16 protein-coding genes are annotated in these 17,833 nt (G+C 64.1%); 7 read left to right on the forward strand and 9 right to left on the reverse strand.

The window, feature by feature from the left end; genetic code table 11:
* Positions 1-70 precede the first annotated feature (70 nt).
* Entirely contained in the window at positions 71-3,580 is a 3,510-nt protein-coding gene (locus MTX23_RS31420; protein ID WP_280973970.1) for a hybrid sensor histidine kinase/response regulator, read from the forward strand.
* Positions 3,581-3,945: 365 nt separating this feature from the next.
* Here the strand turns inward: MTX23_RS31420 and MTX23_RS31425 are convergent, their stop codons facing one another.
* A complete protein-coding gene (locus MTX23_RS31425) occupies positions 3,946-5,124 on the reverse strand; it encodes a YncE family protein (protein WP_280973971.1) in 1,179 nt (392 codons plus the stop codon).
* 194 nt (positions 5,125-5,318) lie between these two features.
* Positions 5,319-5,993: a response regulator transcription factor gene (locus MTX23_RS31430; RefSeq protein ID WP_280973972.1), complete on the reverse strand. Its 675-nt coding sequence runs from the start codon at positions 5,991-5,993 to the stop codon at positions 5,319-5,321.
* A gap of 310 nt (positions 5,994-6,303) precedes the next feature.
* On the opposite strand from MTX23_RS31430, the gene MTX23_RS31435 reads away from it, so the two are divergent.
* Complete coding sequence (locus MTX23_RS31435) at positions 6,304-7,932, forward strand: MFS transporter (protein WP_280978282.1); 1,629 nt, start codon at positions 6,304-6,306, stop codon at positions 7,930-7,932.
* Positions 7,933-8,021: 89 nt separating this feature from the next.
* Here the strand turns inward: MTX23_RS31435 and MTX23_RS31440 are convergent, their stop codons facing one another.
* The 3 genes from MTX23_RS31440 to MTX23_RS31450 all read right to left on the reverse strand — a co-directional run bounded on the left by MTX23_RS31440 (position 8,022) and on the right by MTX23_RS31450 (position 9,771).
* Positions 8,022-8,498 carry a secondary thiamine-phosphate synthase enzyme YjbQ gene (locus tag MTX23_RS31440; RefSeq protein WP_280973973.1) on the reverse strand — a complete coding sequence of 159 codons (477 nt, stop codon included), beginning with the start codon at positions 8,496-8,498 and terminating at the stop codon, positions 8,022-8,024.
* Positions 8,499-8,543: 45 nt separating this feature from the next.
* A complete protein-coding gene (locus MTX23_RS31445) occupies positions 8,544-9,065 on the reverse strand; it encodes a hypothetical protein (RefSeq protein ID WP_280973974.1) in 522 nt (173 codons plus the stop codon).
* Positions 9,066-9,141: 76 nt separating this feature from the next.
* Positions 9,142-9,771 carry a 2-hydroxychromene-2-carboxylate isomerase gene (locus MTX23_RS31450; protein WP_280973975.1) on the reverse strand — a complete coding sequence of 210 codons (630 nt, stop codon included), beginning with the start codon at positions 9,769-9,771 and terminating at the stop codon, positions 9,142-9,144.
* Between the two features lie 275 nt (positions 9,772-10,046).
* On the opposite strand from MTX23_RS31450, the gene MTX23_RS31455 reads away from it, so the two are divergent.
* The 5 genes from MTX23_RS31455 to MTX23_RS31475 all read left to right on the forward strand — a co-directional run bounded on the left by MTX23_RS31455 (position 10,047) and on the right by MTX23_RS31475 (position 12,641).
* On the forward strand, positions 10,047-10,418 hold the full coding sequence (locus MTX23_RS31455; protein WP_280973976.1) for an AtpZ/AtpI family protein: 372 nt from the start codon (positions 10,047-10,049) through the stop codon (positions 10,416-10,418).
* A 72-nt stretch (positions 10,419-10,490) separates the two neighbouring features.
* Positions 10,491-11,240, forward strand: a complete 750-nt coding sequence (locus tag MTX23_RS31460; RefSeq protein ID WP_280973977.1) for a F0F1 ATP synthase subunit A — start codon at positions 10,491-10,493, stop codon at positions 11,238-11,240.
* A 56-nt stretch (positions 11,241-11,296) separates the two neighbouring features.
* Positions 11,297-11,527 (forward strand): F0F1 ATP synthase subunit C, encoded by a 231-nt coding sequence (locus MTX23_RS31465; RefSeq protein ID WP_016847054.1) that lies wholly within the window; start codon positions 11,297-11,299, stop codon positions 11,525-11,527.
* A gap of 57 nt (positions 11,528-11,584) precedes the next feature.
* Positions 11,585-12,151, forward strand: coding sequence for a F0F1 ATP synthase subunit B (locus MTX23_RS31470; RefSeq protein ID WP_280973979.1), 567 nt, complete (start codon positions 11,585-11,587; stop codon positions 12,149-12,151).
* Between the two features lie 4 nt (positions 12,152-12,155).
* Entirely contained in the window at positions 12,156-12,641 is a 486-nt protein-coding gene (locus MTX23_RS31475) for an ATP F0F1 synthase subunit B (RefSeq protein ID WP_280973980.1), read from the forward strand.
* An 86-nt stretch (positions 12,642-12,727) separates the two neighbouring features.
* Here MTX23_RS31475 and MTX23_RS31480 read toward each other — a convergent pair whose 3' ends face one another.
* The 4 genes from MTX23_RS31480 to thrC form a co-directional block, all read right to left on the reverse strand.
* The gene (locus MTX23_RS31480; RefSeq protein WP_280973981.1) at positions 12,728-13,372 is read right to left on the reverse strand and encodes a hypothetical protein; all 645 of its coding nucleotides are present in this window, start codon (positions 13,370-13,372) and stop codon (positions 12,728-12,730) included.
* Positions 13,373-13,495: 123 nt separating this feature from the next.
* Complete coding sequence (locus tag MTX23_RS31485) at positions 13,496-14,083, reverse strand: GNAT family protein (protein WP_280973982.1); 588 nt, start codon at positions 14,081-14,083, stop codon at positions 13,496-13,498.
* Positions 14,084-14,254: 171 nt separating this feature from the next.
* Positions 14,255-15,544: a pitrilysin family protein gene (locus tag MTX23_RS31490; RefSeq protein ID WP_280973983.1), complete on the reverse strand. Its 1,290-nt coding sequence runs from the start codon at positions 15,542-15,544 to the stop codon at positions 14,255-14,257.
* Positions 15,541-16,959, reverse strand: a complete 1,419-nt coding sequence (gene thrC / locus MTX23_RS31495) for a threonine synthase (RefSeq protein WP_280973984.1) — start codon at positions 16,957-16,959, stop codon at positions 15,541-15,543. The genes MTX23_RS31490 and thrC overlap by 4 nt, the downstream gene beginning before the upstream one ends.
* Positions 16,960-17,833: the final 874 nt, after the last annotated feature.

The following is a 17,833-nucleotide window of genomic DNA, read 5'->3' on the forward strand; positions in this document are numbered from 1 at the left end:
CGGCCGGCCCATTGCGTCTATAATCCCGCACGCGGCCCTTTCCCGGGCCGGGAAGGGAGATGAGCAGCCAATGCTGCACGACTGGGGCGTGATCGTCACGGCGTTCGCGTACATCGGACTGCTGTTCTTCGTAGCCAGCCGCGGCGACAGGATGTCGCCCGACGAGCGCGGCCGTGCCAGCCAGTGGATCTATCCGCTGTCGCTCGCGATCTACTGCACCTCCTGGACCTTCTTCGGCTCGGTCGGCTTCGCGACCCGCACCAGCGTCGACTTCCTCGCGATCTATGTCGGCCCGATCATCATGGTCGGGCTGTTCACGCCGCTGCTGCGCCGCGTGATCGCGCTGGCCAAGTCGCAGAACATCACCTCGATCGCCGACTTCATCGCCGCGCGCTACGGCAAGAGCCAGGCGGTGGCCACGACGGTGGCGCTGATCGCGATCATCGGCTCGGTGCCCTATATCGCGCTGCAGCTGAAGGCGATGGCCTCCTCGCTGGAGACGATCCTGAGCGAGGACCAGGCCTTCTCCAAGGTTCCGATCATCGGCGACATCGCGCTGATGGTGACGCTCGCAATGGCGGTGTTCGCGGTCTTGTTCGGCACCCGCCACACCGACGCGACCGAGCACCAGCACGGCCTGATCCTGGCGATCGCCGCCGAATCCATCGTCAAGCTGGTCGCCTTCATTGCCGCCGGCGCCTTCGTCACCTTCTGGATGTTCTCGCCGGTCGAGCTCTACGAGCGCGCCCTGAAGACGCCGGAGGCGGTGCGCGCGATCGAATATGTGCCCTCGATCGGCAACTTCCTGATCATGACGCTGCTGTCCTTCGTCGCCGTCATGCTACTGCCGCGCCAGTTCCATGTCAGCGTGGTGGAGAATTCGACCAGCGCCGATGTCAGCCGGGCGCGCTGGCTGTTCCCGCTCTATCTCATCGCGATCAACGTGTTCGTCATTCCAATCGCGATCGCGGGCCTGATCGTGTTCCCGTTCGGCGCCGTCGACGCCGACATGTTCGTGCTGGCGCTGCCGATCGAGGGCAATTCGCCGCTGCTCAGCCTCGCCGTGTTCGTCGGCGGCCTGTCGGCCGCGACCGCGATGGTGATCGTCGAATGTGTCGCGCTGTCGATCATGGTCTCCAACGACATCGTGCTGCCGCTGGTGCTGCCGCGCAGCGACGATGCCCGTGCCGGCCAGAGGGATTTCGGCGACTTCCTGCTGAAGGCGCGCCGCTTCTCGATCTTCGCCATCATGGTGATGGCCTATTTCTACTATCGCGCGCTCGGCAACACCCAGCTTGTCGCAATCGGCCTGTTGTCCTTTGCCGCAATCGCCCAGCTCGCGCCGGCGTTCTTCGGCGGCCTGTTCTGGCGCCGTGCCACTGCCCGCGGCGCGATGGCCGGCATGCTGGTCGGCTTCGCGATGTGGCTCTACACGCTGTTCGTGCCGAGCTTCCTCGAAACCTCGACCGCGGGCCTGATGCTGCTGCAGCACGGGCCGTTCGGGATCGAAGCGCTGCGGCCGCAGGCGCTGTTCGGCGCCGATCTGCCGCCGCTGCTGCACGGCGTGCTGTGGAGCCTCGGGCTGAACATCCTCACCTACGTCCTGTTCTCGCTGGCGCACGCGCCGTCATCGATCGAGCTGCTGCAGGCCGACGTGTTCGTGCCCAATGCGCTGGCTCCGATCGCCCCGACCTTCCGGCGCTGGCGCAGCACCGTGACGGTGCAGGACATCCAGAGCACGGTGGCGCAGTATCTCGGCCCCGACCGCGCCCGGGAGGCATTCGCCGCCTTCGCTGCCGATCGCAACGGCGTGCTCGAACCGGCGGCGCCGGCGGACTTCGAGCTGTTGCAGTATGCCGAGCGGCTGATCGCCTCGTCGATCGGCGCGGCGTCGTCGCGCCTCGTGATGTCGCTGCTGCTGCAGCGGCGCACCGTATCGGCCAAGGCCGCGCTGAAGCTGCTCGACGACTCCCATGCCGCGCTGCACTTCAATCGCGAGATCCTGCAGACCGCGCTCAACCATGTGCGCCAGGGCATCGCCGTGTTCGACGCCGACCTGCAGTTGATCTGCTCCAACCGCCAGTTCAGCGAGCTGCTGGCGCTGCCGCCGCATCTGGTGCAGCTCGGCATCCCGCTGCCGGAGATCCTCGAATGCATGGGGGCGGTCAACCCGCCGGCGGCCGGCAACAACGACGGCCTGCTGGAGCAGCGGCTGCGTGCCTACACCACCGAGGGCGAACCCTATCTGGAACGCTTCACCGATCGCCATCTGGTGATCGAGGTGCGCACCAATCGCATGCCGGGCGGCGGGCTCGTCATCACCTTCTCCGATGTCACGCCGAGCTTCGAGGCCGCCGAGGCACTGGAGCGCGCCAACGCGACTCTGGAAAAGCGGGTGCGCGACCGTACCGAGGAGCTGACCCAGCTGAATTCGGAACTTGCGCTCGCCAAGAGCGCGGCCGAAGACGCCAATGCGTCCAAGACACGCTTCCTCGCCGCCGCCAGCCACGACATCCTGCAGCCGCTCAACGCGGCGCGGCTCTATGTGACGAGCCTGGTCGAGCGCCAGAACGGCGGGGAAGATTCGCGCCTGGTCGAGAATATCGACGATTCACTCGAGGCGATCGAGGACATCCTGGGCGCGCTGCTCGACATCTCCAGGCTCGATGCCGGCGCCATGACGCCGTCGATCTCGAGCTTCAGGATGGCCGACCTGATGCGGTCGCTGGAGATCGAATTCGCGCCGATCGCCCGCGACAAGAGCCTCGATCTCCGCTTCGTCCCCTGCTCGCTGCCGGTCGAATCCGACCGCTCGCTGCTGCGCCGGCTGTTGCAGAACTTCATCTCCAACGCGATCAAATATACCCCGCGCGGCCGCGTGCTGGTCGGCTGCCGCCGCCGCGGCGATCGGCTCCAGATCGGCATCTACGACACCGGCGTCGGAATCCCCGTGCAGAAGCGCGGCGAGATCTTCAAGGAGTTCCATCGCCTCGAACAGGGCGCGCGGATCGCGCGCGGCCTTGGCCTTGGATTGTCGATCGTCGAGCGGCTGGCGCGGGTGCTCAACCACCGCATCGCGATCGATGCCAATACGAGCGGCGGCTCGGTGTTCTCGGTTACCGTGCCGATCGCGACCGCGATCAACTATACCGCGGCGGTCACCAGCGTCACGCCGCTGTCGAAGACGCCGATGAGCGGCGCGCGGATCGTCTGCATCGAGAACGATCCCGCCATCCTCGACGGCATGAGGACGCTGCTGACGGCGTGGGACGCCGAGGTGATCGCGCTGACCGATTCGGAGGCCGCCATCGGCGCGATCGAGGCCGCGGGCGGGCGCGTCACCGGCGTGCTGGTCGACTACCATCTCGACCGCGGTAACGGCGTCGCGGCGATCCGCGAGATCCGCCGCCGCTTCGGTGACAACATCCCGGCGATCCTGATCACCGCCGATCGCAGTCCCGCGGTGCGCGCCGCGGCGCGCGAGGAGAGTATCGCAGTGCTGAACAAGCCGGTCAAACCGGCCTCACTTCGCGCGCTGCTCGGGCAATGGCGCACCCAGCAGATGGTCGCGGCCGAGTGAGCGCAGCGGCGCAATCCGGGCGCGCATCTCGCTCTAGATCATGATGCGATTAGATCGAATCGCATCATGATCTCGTCTCTCTCTTTGAGCATGATCTTTTCGGAAAACCGGTTTCCACTTTTCCGGATCATGCTCTAAAGCGCGATGTGATCAGGTTGAATTGGCACCGCAAAGGGCGCTGCGCTCCCTCCCCCAAGTGCAGGGCAATCGCATATGCTGGTCATGCTGCGGGTTCGGTGCCTGCGGTTCGGTCAGTCTCCCCACAAACTCGTCCTGCCCGCAAGCGGGAGAGGTGAAGCGAGCCTGCGGACGGGCCGACTCAACCAAGAATCACATGCTCCAGCGCAAGATCATCAAGCGCTGGTTCAATTCGGTCCCATTCTGGCCGACGCCGGGTGCCCTGGCACTTGAAAGCGCTTGCCTGTGTCGGTGACGTTCGTTCCGTCGACCTTGAGGATTGAGAAGTCCTGGTTGAGGTAGTTCCCGACCAGGATGTATTTTGCGTCGGGCGTGAAGACCGCAGCCTCAGGCAGTCCGCCGACTTCGATATCTCGGATCTTGGTCACTTTCTTGCCGTCGATCTTCAGGACCGAGACGCTGCCGTTCTTCTCATGGAAGAACGCATTCTTCATGTTCGAGCCGCGCAGGATCACCGAGACTGCGAGATCCCCCTTCGGGCTGACGGCAAGCCCCTCCGGTCCATCGCCGACCACCACGCGATCGATGATGCGCGGCGGCTTCGCTTCGAGATCGATGACGCTGGTCGTGTCGACGCTGCCGTCCGACGCGCCTGCGTTGCCATTGTCCGACGTCAACGCGACCTTGCCGTTCGGGGTCACTGCGACGTTGTAAGGCCATTGGCCGGCCGGCAGGTCTATCTTGGTGTAGGTGACTTTGTCGCCGGTGATATCGAGCACCGATACCTTGTGCGCGGGAAAACGCGCGACCAGCGCGCGCTTGCCGTCTGGCGCGAACGCGACATGCGCTACACTGTCAGGCATCGGTATCGTGTCGGTGATCTTGACGTCAGTGCCGCTGACCGAAAGTACGCTGATCGAATTGTCCCCGCGGTTGGCAACCAATGCCATCTTGCCATCGGGACTGAAGCTCAACCCCGATGGCTGCTTTCCGCCGGTAATGGTCGCTGCCAGCTTGGGCGGAGTCGCCTTGAGATCGATCACATAGATCTTGTTGTCCGGCACCTGCTTCAGAGCGTCGCCTTGCCTCACTACGTCGACCGAGTCCGCGACCAGCGCCACTGTCCCGGTCGGATCGATAGCGACGTTGACCGGGGGGCCGACCACCGAGTTCTTCAATGGGAGAGAAGCCGCAATCTTCGGGTTCTCGGGATCGGCAAGATCGACGATCAGCACTTGATCCTTGCCGGGCGCTGACAGCACCGGCTTGCCGTCGTCGTCCCACAACAGCTTCTCGTCGAGGCCGACGATCATCAACGGTTTGGCGTGAGCGCAGTTGAAAGAGCCGGCACCGAGAAGGATTGCCGCAGCCAGAGACAATCCGGCGACACGAGTTGCAGAGATCATGGCGTTCTCCCCAAAAGCACACGGCCTCTCACGGGCCGATGCTGGGCAGGATACTCGGTTTTCGACCGATGCGCACTTTGAGTGGAGAGCTGGATGGCTTCGCGGACGCCTGCCATCGGGCGCGCATTCGCGCCACTCATTGGCTCGCAATGCCGTGGTTCGAGCCCGGCATTCACAGCTGGAGTTGCTCGGGACTACGTCGTCGGCGTGCCCTGGCGCCACTGGCCGCCGGCGATCTTGGCGGCGGCGATCACGGCTTGCGTCCGGCTTTCGACGCCGAGCTTCTGCAGAATGGCCGAGACGTGCGCCTTGATGGTCGCCTCGGAGACCCCGAGTTCGTAGGCGATCTGCTTGTTCAGCAACCCCTCCGACAACATCATCAGCACCCGCACCTGTTGCGGGGTCAGCGTCACCAGGCGGTCGCGCAGCCGCGTCATGTCGGGATCGCCGGCCGCGGAGAGGTCGGTGTCCGGCGGAACCCAGACGTCGCCCTCCATCACCTTCATGATGGCATCACGCAGCGTCTCGACGCCGAAGCGCTTGGGGATGAAACCGGAGGCGCCGAAATCGAGCGAACGGCGAATGGTTCCGGCATCGTCGCTGGCGGAAACGATCACCACCGGGATCGCCGGATATTGCGCCCGCAGATAGATCAGGCCGGAGAAGCCGCTGATCCCCGGCATCGTCAGATCGAGCAGGATCAGGTCGACGTCGGAGTCGCGCTCCAGGAGCGCGGTCAGATCCTCGAACGATCCAGCCTCGCTGATCATGGCCGAACTCACGACACTCGACACCGCCTGACGCAACGCATCGCGGAACAGCGGATGGTCGTCGGCGATGACAAGATGAGAATTGGCAACAGCAGTCATCTCAATCCCACAAGCGGGTGTTGGCCAACCCGCGCACCTCGGTTGTCTCCCGCGCGGCAGTATCACGCAAGTGCTCGATAATGCCAGATGCCAACGCGGTTAACCCGTAGCTTGTGCGCTGCAATAGATGCGGCAGCGTTTCATCCCATTCACTATCCGGAAGATAAGACGTAGGCGTGCAAAAGCCAAAAGTCTTATTTGGGCGGGTTTCACTGCGATGTTACCTTCGGCTCAGTCCCCCATATTCGATCCGGCACGGCCGGGCGTGTGGGAAAGGATCGTATAAGCACTGGGGAGCAAACGAATGACGATGGCTGCAACCGCGGGCGGAAGCGCCCGTACAGGTGGGATGACCGCCGAGGAAAGGAAGGTCATTTTCGCTTCTTCGCTCGGCACCGTATTTGAATGGTACGACTTCTATATCTACGGAACTCTCGGCGCGTTCCTGGCGAAGTACTTCTTCTCGAACGTGCCTCCGAATGTCGGGTTCATCTTCGCGTTGCTCGCGTTCGCGGCAGGTTTCGCCGTTCGCCCGTTTGGTGCGCTGATTTTCGGCCGTCTCGGCGACATGATCGGCCGCAAGTACACGTTCCTCGTCACGATGACCCTGATGGGCGTCGGCACCTTCTTCATCGGCTTGCTCCCCGGCTACGCCACCTGGGGTATCGCGGCTCCGATCGTCCTGATTGCGCTTCGCCTCATTCAGGGTCTCGCGCTCGGCGGCGAGTATGGCGGCGCGGCAACGTATGTGGCCGAACACGCTCCGGCGGGTAAGCGGGGCTACTATACGTCCTGGATCCAGACGACCGCGACCCTCGGTCTGTTCCTCGCGCTGTTGCTCATCCTGGGCATCCGCTCGTGGATGGGCGAAGGGCCGTTTGGCGATTGGGGCTGGCGCGTGCCGTTCCTGTTGTCCGGCATCCTGCTGGTCGTGTCGATCTGGATCCGGCTGAGCTTGAACGAGTCGCCGGTGTTCCAGCGCATGAAGGAGGAAGGCAAGACCTCGAGGCGACCGTTGACCGAGGCCTTCGGCGAATGGTCCAATGCCAAGGTCGCGATCTTCGCGCTGCTCGGCGCCACCGCTGGTGAAGCCGTGGTGTGGTACGGCGGACAGTTCTATGCGCTGTTCTTCCTGACCCAGACCATCAAGGTGCCTGCCGTTCCCGCGCAAATCATGATCGTGGTCGCGTTGGCGCTGGGCACGCCGGGCTTTGTTCTGTTCGGCTGGCTCTCCGACAAGATCGGCCGAAAGCCGATCATCCTGGCCGGCTTCCTGCTCGCGGCGCTGACCTACTTCCCGATCTTCAAGGCGATCACCCATTTCGCCAATCCGAAGCTGGAACAGGCCCTCGCCTCTTCGCCGGTGACGGTCATCGCCGACCCGAATGAATGCTCCTTCCAGTTCAAGGCAACCGGTACGGAAAAGTTCACGACCAGCTGCGACGTCGCCAAGTCGGCGTTGGTCAACCTCTCGGTGAACTATAACAATGAAGCCGCCCCGGCCGGCACCAAAGCGAAGGTCAAGATCGGCGATCAGGTGCTCGCGGCGGAAAGTCCCGACTTCGCCAAGACCCTGTCGGCCGCGATCAAGGCGCACGGCTATCCGGCTTCGGCGGATCCAAACGAGATCAACTACGTCATGACCACGGTTCTGCTCTGGATTCTCGTGATCTACGTGACATTGGTCTACGCGCCGATCGCAGCCTGGCTGGTCGAGCTGTTCCCGAGCCGTATCCGCTACAGCGGCATGTCGCTGCCGTACCACATTGGCAACGGCTGGTTCGGCGGCTTCCTGCCGGCCACTGCGTTCGCGATCGCGGCGGCGACCGGTAATATCTATTCCGGTCTCTGGTACCCGGTCGGCGTCGCTCTGATGAGCCTTGTGATCGGCTTCCTGTTCCTGCCCGAGACCAAGGACGTCGACATCACCAAGACCTGATCGATCGACGTCACGATCCAAACGCATCGGCCGCGGAGCAATCCGCGGCCGATGTCATTTGCGGCGCGATGCGTCGCGGTCTGGCGGCATCATGCACGTGTGGCGCCGATGAACTGCAGGACGATCTCGCGCCGGTGCGGGCGCGCGCGGTGCTCGATCAAATAGATACCCTGCCAGGTGCCGAGCGCCATCTCGCCATCGAGCACGGGGATCTGCAGCGAGGTACCCGTCAGCATGGTCTTGATGTGCGCCGGCATGTCGTCGGGACCTTCGGTGTCGTGACGCCAGCCGCCGTCTTCGGGTGCGGCGCGATCAAGCGCCGTCATCAGATCGGTCAGCACGGTGGGATCGGCGTTCTCCTGGATCGTCAGCGACGCCGAGGTGTGACGGATGAACAGCGTCAACGCGCCCTCGCCGGCGTGCGCCTCGCGCAGGAATTTGGCCGCCTCCGTCGTAATATCCGTGAAGCCCGGGCGCGACGTCTCGACCGTCAGACGCGACGAGACGATGCTTGTCGCGGCGACGGCAGATGACGTCGAACGCGTGGCCACTTTTGAGGGGGTCATCGGCACTCCTTCAATCCGTCGTCCCGAAGCCGCGAAGACGGCACGTCAAATCTTGCCGCCGTTGGCGTCGCGCTGCACGCGGTTGGCCATCTCGATCAGCCTCCGCCACGCGCGCTCCAGGAACGACATCACGCGATCCATGTCGCGATCGCTCGGCAGCGGAATCTCGATCTTGCGCTCGCCCTCGGCCGTCTTCGGCTCCGCCTTCTGCGACTCCGACTTCGGCAACGCCTCGTCGGTCTTGCCTGATGTGGTCGGTTCGCGCGCCGCTAGCTCGGCCTTCAGTTTCTCATTGTCGGCCTGCAGCCGCCCGATTTCGGCATCCATCGCGGCGCGCTCGTCCGGCACCGCATAGCAGGCCCAGCCGTCGCTGGAATTGGTGCAGGTCGACACCGCACCGGTGCGCGTGTCGAGCCGCAGGAAGCCGTCAGCCGCCGGAGACAGCGCGTAGCGGCCGTTCTCGGTGTCGGGCGCCGCAGCCGGCTGCGCAGCCGCCGCGCTGCCAAGGAGCAATGCGGCAGACGCAATCGCGATGGATAATTTCCAGGAAGACGTCGCTATGGGCATGGCTTGCTCCGCCTCAACCTGATCCTGCGGTCCTTTGGCATGGTCCTTTCGAAAAACCGGTGCCCATTCTTGCGGATCATGCCTCAACGTTTGAGCTATAGGGCCTGCGGCCTGACTTCAACGCGTCTTCGAGCAATTCGATCCGGTCCTGCCCCCAGAACACTTCGCCGTCGAGCACATAGCCCGGCGAGCCGAAGACATCGGCGCTCAGCGCATCCTGCCGATTCTGCTCATAGGCCGCGCTGATCGCCTCCGTGCCGGCACGCTCCACGAGCTGTTGGCCGGGCAGGCCGGCATCATCGGCGAGTTTCACCAGAGTCGCAGGATCGGCAAGATTGAGCTGGAGCTCCCAGACGGCGGGATAGGCCCTCTGCAGATAAGGTTGGGGATCAAGGCCAACTTCGAGCGCCGCGATCACGACGCCATCGGCCAGGCGTGGATTGAACGGCCAGTTCGCCGGCTGCAGATGGAAATTCAGCCCGCGCTTGTCGCGCCAGCGCTGCAGCTCGATCATCCGGTAGCGCTGGCGTACCGGATGGCGCTGGGCGAGCGGCAGCCCGCCGGTCTCCGAGAACAGGTCGATCAGCAAGACTGGCCGATAATTTACCTTGAGATTATAGGCACTTACGAGCTCAACGAACGGCCGATGGCCGATATAGGCCCACGGCGATTGCAGCGAGAAGTAGTAGTCGATCTGGCGTGGCATGCGGATTCCCGGCTGCGAACGAGGAGGAGAGTTTCGGCCATCCCAACAGAGCGGCGAAACCGGCACAAGATCGTTTCATTGCATACAAGCTGTTGCGCTGCGATCACTGCGTCACTCTGACCGTGAATATCTTCCAATAAATCCAGTGAAATCAAAGCAATAACCCGTGACGACGCAATCTTGACTTGATTAGACGCGGTAAGTATGGTCCGCGCGGCTTTTGACGGGGACGGGCGCAATTTCCATCATCCGCGGCATCGGTTAGTGTTTGCAGCATGGCTGAGAACACTAACCACGGCGCAAATGGAAATCGCGATCAATCGCCTCCCGACGAAGCTGCGCTTTCCGCAAGGCTCGGAAGTCTCGATCAACGGTTGTCTGAAATTCGTGACAGCCGGAAGAGCAAGACTGATCAATCCGGTACTGAAGGCGGGGACAGTGCGGCCAGAGCTTCGGCGATGGCGCTCGGTTTTCGTCTTTCCTCGGAGCTGATCGCGGGCGTTGTCGTCGGGGCGGCGATTGGCTGGGGAATCGACCATTGGCTGTCGACATCGCCATTCGGCTTCATCGTGTTCATGCTGCTCGGCTTCGTCGCCGGCGTGGTCAACGTGGTGAGGTCTGCGGGCGTGGCCTCGGGCAAGCGTTGAGCGCTGGCGGGAAGTCATGACATTTGAAATTCGATAACCGGCAGGATGGCCGGTGGACCAAGAGCCGCGCGGATGAAAATCGACCCGATCCATCAGTTCAACATCGAGCCCCTCTTCACGCTCGGCCACATCGGCAATCACGCGATCGCCTTCACCAATTCGTCCCTCTTTATGTTCATCGCGGTTCTCTTGACCGTGCTGCTGATGCTGGCAACCGGCCGCGAGATGGTTCCGGGACGGCTGCAGTCGATAGCCGAAATTTCCTACGAATTCGTCGCCTCGACCATCCGCGGCAATGCCGGCGCGGAAGGCATGAAGTTCTTCCCGCTGATCTTCTCGATCTTCATGTTCCTCTGCGTCTCGAACCTGGTCGGCATCATCCCCTACAGCTTCACGGTCGCGAGCCACCTGATCGTCACCTTTGCGCTGGCGATCATGGTGTTCCTCACGGTCCTGATCTACGGCCTCTACAAGAACGGCCTGAAATTCTTCAAGATCTTCGTTCCCTCCGGCATCCCGATCTACATCCTGCCGCTGGTCATATTCATCGAGGTCCTGTCGTTCTTCCTGCGGCCGGTCTCGCACAGCGTGCGACTGTTCGCCAACATGCTGGCCGGCCACATCGCGTTGAAGGTGTTCGCGGGCTTCGTCGCGATGCTCGGCTTCTCGCTGGGCGCGCTCGGCTGGGTCGGCGGCGTGCTGCCGCTCGCACTCACGATTGCGCTGTACGCCCTCGAAATCCTGGTCGCGTTCCTGCAGGCCTACGTGTTCGCGATCCTGACCGTCATCTACCTCAACGACGCCATTCATCCGGGACACTAAGCGGTCCGGGGAATCTCCACCCACCAATCTGTCTATCTTTCCTCAAGGAGCTACAAATGGAACCGGCAGCAGCTAAACTTATCGGCGCGGGCATCGCGTGCATCGGCATGGGCGGTGCGGGCGTCGGTGTGGGCATCATCTTCGGCAACTACCTCGCCGCTGCTGTCCGCAACCCGTCGGCCGCGCAGGGCCAGTTCGGCAACCTGATCTTCGGCTTCGCCGTGACCGAAGCGCTCGGCATCTTCTCGCTGCTGATCGCGCTGCTTCTGCTGTTCGTTCCGCTCTGAGCGGCACCCCTTCGCGCCGCCTTCGGGCGGCGCGCATGACAGCTACAGGAGAACACCATGGCTGAGAGTCATGGCGAGGCAAAAGGCCAGAATGCCGGCGCCCACACCGAGGCCGATGGCGGACATCACGGCGGAGCTTTTCCGCCCTTCGATACCTCCAATTTCCCCTCGCAGTTGGTGTCGCTGGCGATCGCATTCGTCGCGCTCTATCTGATCGTGTCGCGTATCGCCCTGCCGCGCGTCGGCGGGACGATCGATGCACGCCAGAACAAGATCGAGGGCGACCTGGCCGCGGCGCAGAAGCTGAAGGACGAGTCCGACGCTGCGCTGAAGGCCTATGAGAGCGAACTGGCCAACGCTCGCGCCCGCGCGCAGGCGATCGGCAACGAGACCCGCGAAAAGCTGAACGCGGCCTCCGAAGCCGAACGCAAGGCGCTGGAAGGCAAACTGGCGGTGAAGCTTGCCGACGCCGAGAAGCAGATCGCGGCGACCCGGGCGAGCGCCATGAGCAACGTCCGCGGGATTGCGGCGGATGCGGCAGGCGCCATCGTCCAGCGGCTGGCCGGCATGACGCCGGACGCGAATGCGGTCAACAGCGCCGTCGACGCTTCGCTGAAGGGATAGACCGATGCTCTACGAACCGGAAACCTGGGTTGCGGTCGCGTTCGTCATCATGATGATCGTGTTCGGCTATTTCGGTGTCCATCGCACACTGCTGACGGCGCTCGACCACCGCGCCGAACGCATCAAGGCCGAGCTCGAAGACGCCCGCCGTCTGAAGGAGGAGGCCGCCAAGCTGCTCGGCGAGTACAAGGCCCGCCGGACCAGCGCGGAGCGCGAGGCCGAGGAGATAATCTCCAGCGCCAAGGCCGAAGCCGAGCGAATCGCGGCCGAGGCCAAGACCAAGATGGAAGATTTTGTTGCGCGGCGGACCAAGACCGCCGAGAACAAGATCGCCCAGGCCGAGGCTCAGGCCCTGGCCGATGTCCGCGCCGCCGCAGCGAACGCTGCGGTCACCGCCGCCTCGACCATCCTGTCGCAGTCGGTCAAGGGCTCGGTCGCCGACGACCTCGTCAGCAAGGGCATCGCGGAAGTCCGCTCCAAGCTGAACTGAAGCCGCCCCGATTCACGACAAACAGCCGGCGCGAGATGATCGCGCCGGCTTTTTTGTTTGCGCGATCAGCTCTCGGCCGCGGCGCATTACCTCTTCTTGTGGCCGCGCCGCTTGGGCTCCGGCTTCAAGGCCTGCGGGTCGAAGCCGATATAGAAGACGTAGTTGTCGTTGTCCGCAGGCGACGGCGCCGGATAGACGACATCCTCCGCAACCAGGCTGAACGGCACGCTGCCGGTCTCGTCGATCTGGACCGTGGTCGTGTAAGCCTTGGTCATGATCGTCTTCTCGCCGACGCCGCCTTGCACCACGGCGACGCGCAGCGGCACCTCGACGGTCGGCGGCGCGCCCGAAGGTCCGACGATCACCCGCCCCTGGATGCCGATCTTCGCGGTGATCTGACCATTGTCCAGGCTGCACTGCCGCGCCATGCGCGAGATCGAGGCCAGGAACTTGATGTCGTTGCCAATCGGCTGCTTGCCGGGCGCGGCCACCGCATAGGTGGAGGCGCCTGAGCGAATCTGGACCGGCGGGCAGGTCAGTTCGGCATCGTTTTCATTGAGCGCGGGCGGTGCGGCAGGCGTGGCCGGCTTGGAGTCCGACGAGCCGCCGCCGAACAGGCTCTTGAAGCGGTCGCTCAGGGACTGCGCCGACGACGCCGGGGGCAGCAGGGTTACACCGAGACCAATCGATACCGCCGCCGCGATCGCGAGCCTGATCACCCTGTCACCCATCGATATCCTCAATGCCTCCAACCGGGGTTCCTGTTGCGCGGCGTTATAGCAAGGCAATGGCGGCGAACCCAAGGCATCTTGAGAGGCGCCGGGACGGCCGCGGCATCAGCCAAAAGGCTGATATCAACCGCGGAAATCCTCGTGCAGCAGGCCGAACAGCAGGTGGTCCTGCCAGATCCCGTTGATGCACAGATAGCGCCGCGCCAGGCCCTCGCGGGTGAAGCCGCACTTCTCCAGCACCCGGATCGACGGCGCGTTGGAGGGGATGCAGGCCGCCTCGATGCGGTGCAGGTTGAGCTCGCCGAACAGCGACGGCAGCAGCACCCGCAGCGCGGTGGTCATGTAGCCGCGGTGCGCATAGGGCTGGCCGACCCAATAGCCGATAGTCCCGGCCTGGACGATGCCGCGGCGGACATTGGCAAGCGTGATGCCGCCGATCATCACCCCGTCCGATTCGCGGAAGATGATGAACGGGTAGGAGCGGTCGGCGGCGATGTCCTCGGCGTAGCGGCGCAGCCGGCGGCGAAAGCCCGAACGGGTCAGATCGTCGGAGGGCCAGATCGGCTCCCAGGGCGTCAGATAGGCCCGGCTGAATTCCCGCAATTGCGCCCATTGCGGGAAATCCGACATCTGCGGCGCCCGCAGCAGCAGCCCGTGGCCGCGCGGCATCAGCGCGGCCGGCCCGCTGGATGGCAAACGAAACAGGGCCATGGCCCAATACTCCCCCGCCGGACCACCTCTTCTCCCTCGCCCCGCTCTTGCGGGGAGAGGGTTGGGCTGAGGGGCCATCTCCGCAGACGCAATTTGCGGATGGACCCTCCTCACCCGAAGCCTTCGGCTTCGACCTCTCCCCGCAAGAGCGGAGCGAAGTGGACCGAATCCCTAATGTAGCAGCGTCTTTGCCTTCGACTTCGTCAATCCTTCCGCGAAAGATACCGCCGTGTCCAGACCCCTGCCGCTGCCCAATGCAACAACCGCAGGGCGGCTGCGCGACAGCAGCGCGCGGGCCGCGTTGCGGGTCGATTCGACGCTGACGGCATCGATCCGCGTCACCAGCTCCTCTACGGTCTGCGGCCGGCCATAGGCCAGCACATGGCGGGCCAATTGTTCGGCCCGGGCCGAGCAGCTTTCCAGCGCCATCAGCAGGCCGGCCTTCATCTGCGCCTTGGCGCGCGCCACCTCGGCCTCGGTCAACGTCTCCACGGCGTCGTTGATGACGTCGACGACGACCTCCATCATTTCAGGCGCGTCGGCGGGATCGGTCCCGGTGTAGAGGCCGAAGAAGCCGGTGTCGGTGTAGGGCGCGTGGAACGTATAGATCGAGTAGCACAGCCCGCGCTTCTCACGTACCTCCTGGAACAGCCGCGACGACATCCCGCCGCCCAACACGTTGGTGAACACCTGCAGCGAGAACAGCGACAGGTCGGTCTGCGGCACGCCCTCGAGCGCCAGCGTCAGATGTGCCTGCTCGAGCTCGCGATGCACCACGCGCGATCCGCCCTTGCCGAACATCGCCGCCTGCGGCTTCGGTGCCGGCGTGGCGTCGAAGCCGGCGAACTTCTGCGCGACGTCCTCGACGATGCGCTTGTGGTCGACGGCGCCGGCGGCGGCCACCACCATGTCGGGCGCGCGGTAATGCGTGGAGAGATAGCCGCGCAGCATGTCGCGGTTGAAGCTCTTCAGCGTCTTGGCGGTTCCGAGCAGCGAGCGGCCCATCGGCTGGTCCGGATAGCAGAGCTCGTTGAGGTGCTCGAACACGACATCGTCGGGCGTATCCTGCGCCGCACCGATCTCCTGCACGATCACGCTCTTCTCGCGCTCGAGCTCATCAGGCACGAAGGACGGGTTGGCGAGAATGTCGGCGAGCACGTCGAGCGCCAGCGGCACGTCGGCCTTCATCACCCTCGCATAATAGGCGGTGGTCTCGGTCGAGGTCCCGGCATTGAGGTCGCCACCGACCGCCTCGATCTCCTCGACGATCTCGCGCGAGGAGCGCCGTGCGGTGCCCTTGAACGCCATGTGCTCGAGCAGATGCGAGATGCCGTGCTCGTTCGGCTTCTCGTCGCGACCGCCGACGCCGGCCCACACGCCGAGCGAGGCGGTTTCCAGATGCGGCATGGTGTCGGTGACGATGGTCAGGCCGCTCGGAAGTTTGGTGACTTCAACGCTCATCCGATAGCTCCCTGCTTGGCGGCACGGCTGACCGACAGCACGAAGCGCTCGACCTCGGCGGCATCGTTCTTCATGACAGTCATCTGTTCGGGTTTGGTCATCAGGCCGCCGAGCCAGGCCGGCAGATGCGGGCGCACCCCACAGGCGGCCTCGACCGCGTCGGGGAATTTCGCCGCATGCGCGGTCGACAGCACGATGTTCGGGATATTCGAGTCCGAGGTGTCGCGGTCGGCGACCGCAAGCGCGACCGCGGTGTGGGGATCGACCAGATCGCCCGCCTCGCGCCAGGCGGCGCGGATCGCCGCCGCCGTCTCGGTTTCGTCGGCGCGGCCCGCGTCGAAATCGCGGCGCACGGCGGCAAGCGTCGCATCCGGCAGCACGAAACGGCCGGACTGCTTGAGCGAGGCCATCAGGCGCCGAACGCTGTCGGCGTCGCGGCCGCTCGCCTCGAACAGCAGCCGCTCGAAATTCGAGGACACCTGGATGTCCATCGACGGCGACGTCGTGGCGTGAACCTCGCGCACCTCATAATTGCCCGTCTTCAGCGTGCGCGGCAGGATGTCGTTGACGTTGGCGGCGATGCGCAGCCAGCGGATCGGCAGTCCCATCCGCTTCGCCACATAGCCGGCGAAGATGTCGCCGAAATTGCCGGTCGGCACGGTGAAGTCGACCGTACGCTGCGGCGAGCCGAGCGCGACCGCCGAGGTGAAGTAGTAGACCACCTGCGCCACGATGCGCGCCCAGTTGATCGAATTGACGCCCGACAGCGCCACCGCGTCGCGGAAGCGGTGATTGTTGAACATCGCCTTCACGATCGCCTGGCAATCGTCGAAGGTGCCCTCGATCGCGAGCGCGTGCACGTTGGCGGCGCCCGTCGTCGTCATCATGCGCCGCTGCACGTCGGAGATGCGCCCGTTCGGGAACAGCACGACGAGGTCGACATTGTCGAGACCGGCAAATGCCTCGACGGCGGCGCCGCCGGTGTCGCCCGAGGTCGCGACCACGATGGTGGTGCGCTCCGCGCGCTTGGCGAGCACGTGATCCATCAGCCGCGAGATCAGCTGCATCGCGACGTCCTTGAACGCCAGCGTCGGTCCGTGGAACAGCTCGAGCAGGAAATGGTTCGGCCCGATCTGGTCAAGCGGCACCACCGCGGGGTGGCGGAAGGTGGCGTAAGCCTCGTTCGCCATGCGGCCGAGATCGGCATCCGAAATCTCGCCGGCGGCAAACGGACGGATGATTTCGACCGCGACCTCCCAATAGGGCCTGCCGAAGAAGGCGGCGATGGTCTCGGTTGTGAGCTGCGGCCAGGTCTCGGGCACGTAAAGCCCGCCGTCCCGGGCGAGCCCGGTCAGCATCACATCGCAGAAGCCTAAACTCGGGGCTTCGCCCCTAGTCGAAATATACCGCGTCAAACTGCCCTCCAAAGGCTTTTATCCGAGCCATAAGCCTTTGATATCATGGAATTATCATGTTCGCCGCCTGCGAACCGAGCGGGCACCATAGAAGATCGGACTGACAAAGGGTAGCCCGAACGATGCCTCCGGGCGCCGCTCAAACGGCCCTGCGGCCGCGGCATGCGGGGATGGCTCTCTCCGCCTCGTCGTTCCGGCGAAGGCCTGAGCCGACGTTGCACCACATCCACCGCTGTCGTCCCGGCGAAAGCCAGACCCATAACCATCGCATTTGATTGTGAACGGGAACGTGGCCCCAGCGTCGCTCAACAGTGAGCATTTGGGGTAATGGGTCCTGGCTTTCGCCAGGACGACATCGAGTGTGTCGCACCGCTTGTGAGTCATACGCTCGCATTCTCGCGGCGCGATGCGTCCGAGGTTTGGTGCCATCTTCGCCACTCTGAGGATCAGAGGGCGCAGGGAAAGCCGGGTGCCGATCGCACCCATGGGTCCCGAGCAAATGGAAAGCTCGGGAGGTAGGACCACAGGTGAAACCGGAAAACACTCCGGCTTTCCCTGCGCGATGGTTTACGGCTTATACGTGCTCTCCCCGGCGAGACTGGGCTTTGTTGTCACCGTCATCGGCGAGAGGCTTGGCCTCCTGCTGATGAGACACCTGCCACTAGGGCGTCAGGCCTGCACGACTTCACCGTCCGCCATCTGCCACGCTCGTCAGCCGCGACATCGGCGTCCACCGCATCTCGACCCAACACTCGTGACGATCGCGAAGCGCCCCTCAAGCGGGTGAGACGGGCGATTCATACACTGAGTTGCTATTCTGAAAAACAGAAATATTTTTGCGACGGACACTTGCGCCGTCGGGCAACTCAGTGGC

Origin of the sequence: Bradyrhizobium sp. ISRA436, assembly GCF_029910015.1 — a bacterium.
Taxonomy (GTDB): domain Bacteria; phylum Pseudomonadota; class Alphaproteobacteria; order Rhizobiales; family Xanthobacteraceae; genus Bradyrhizobium.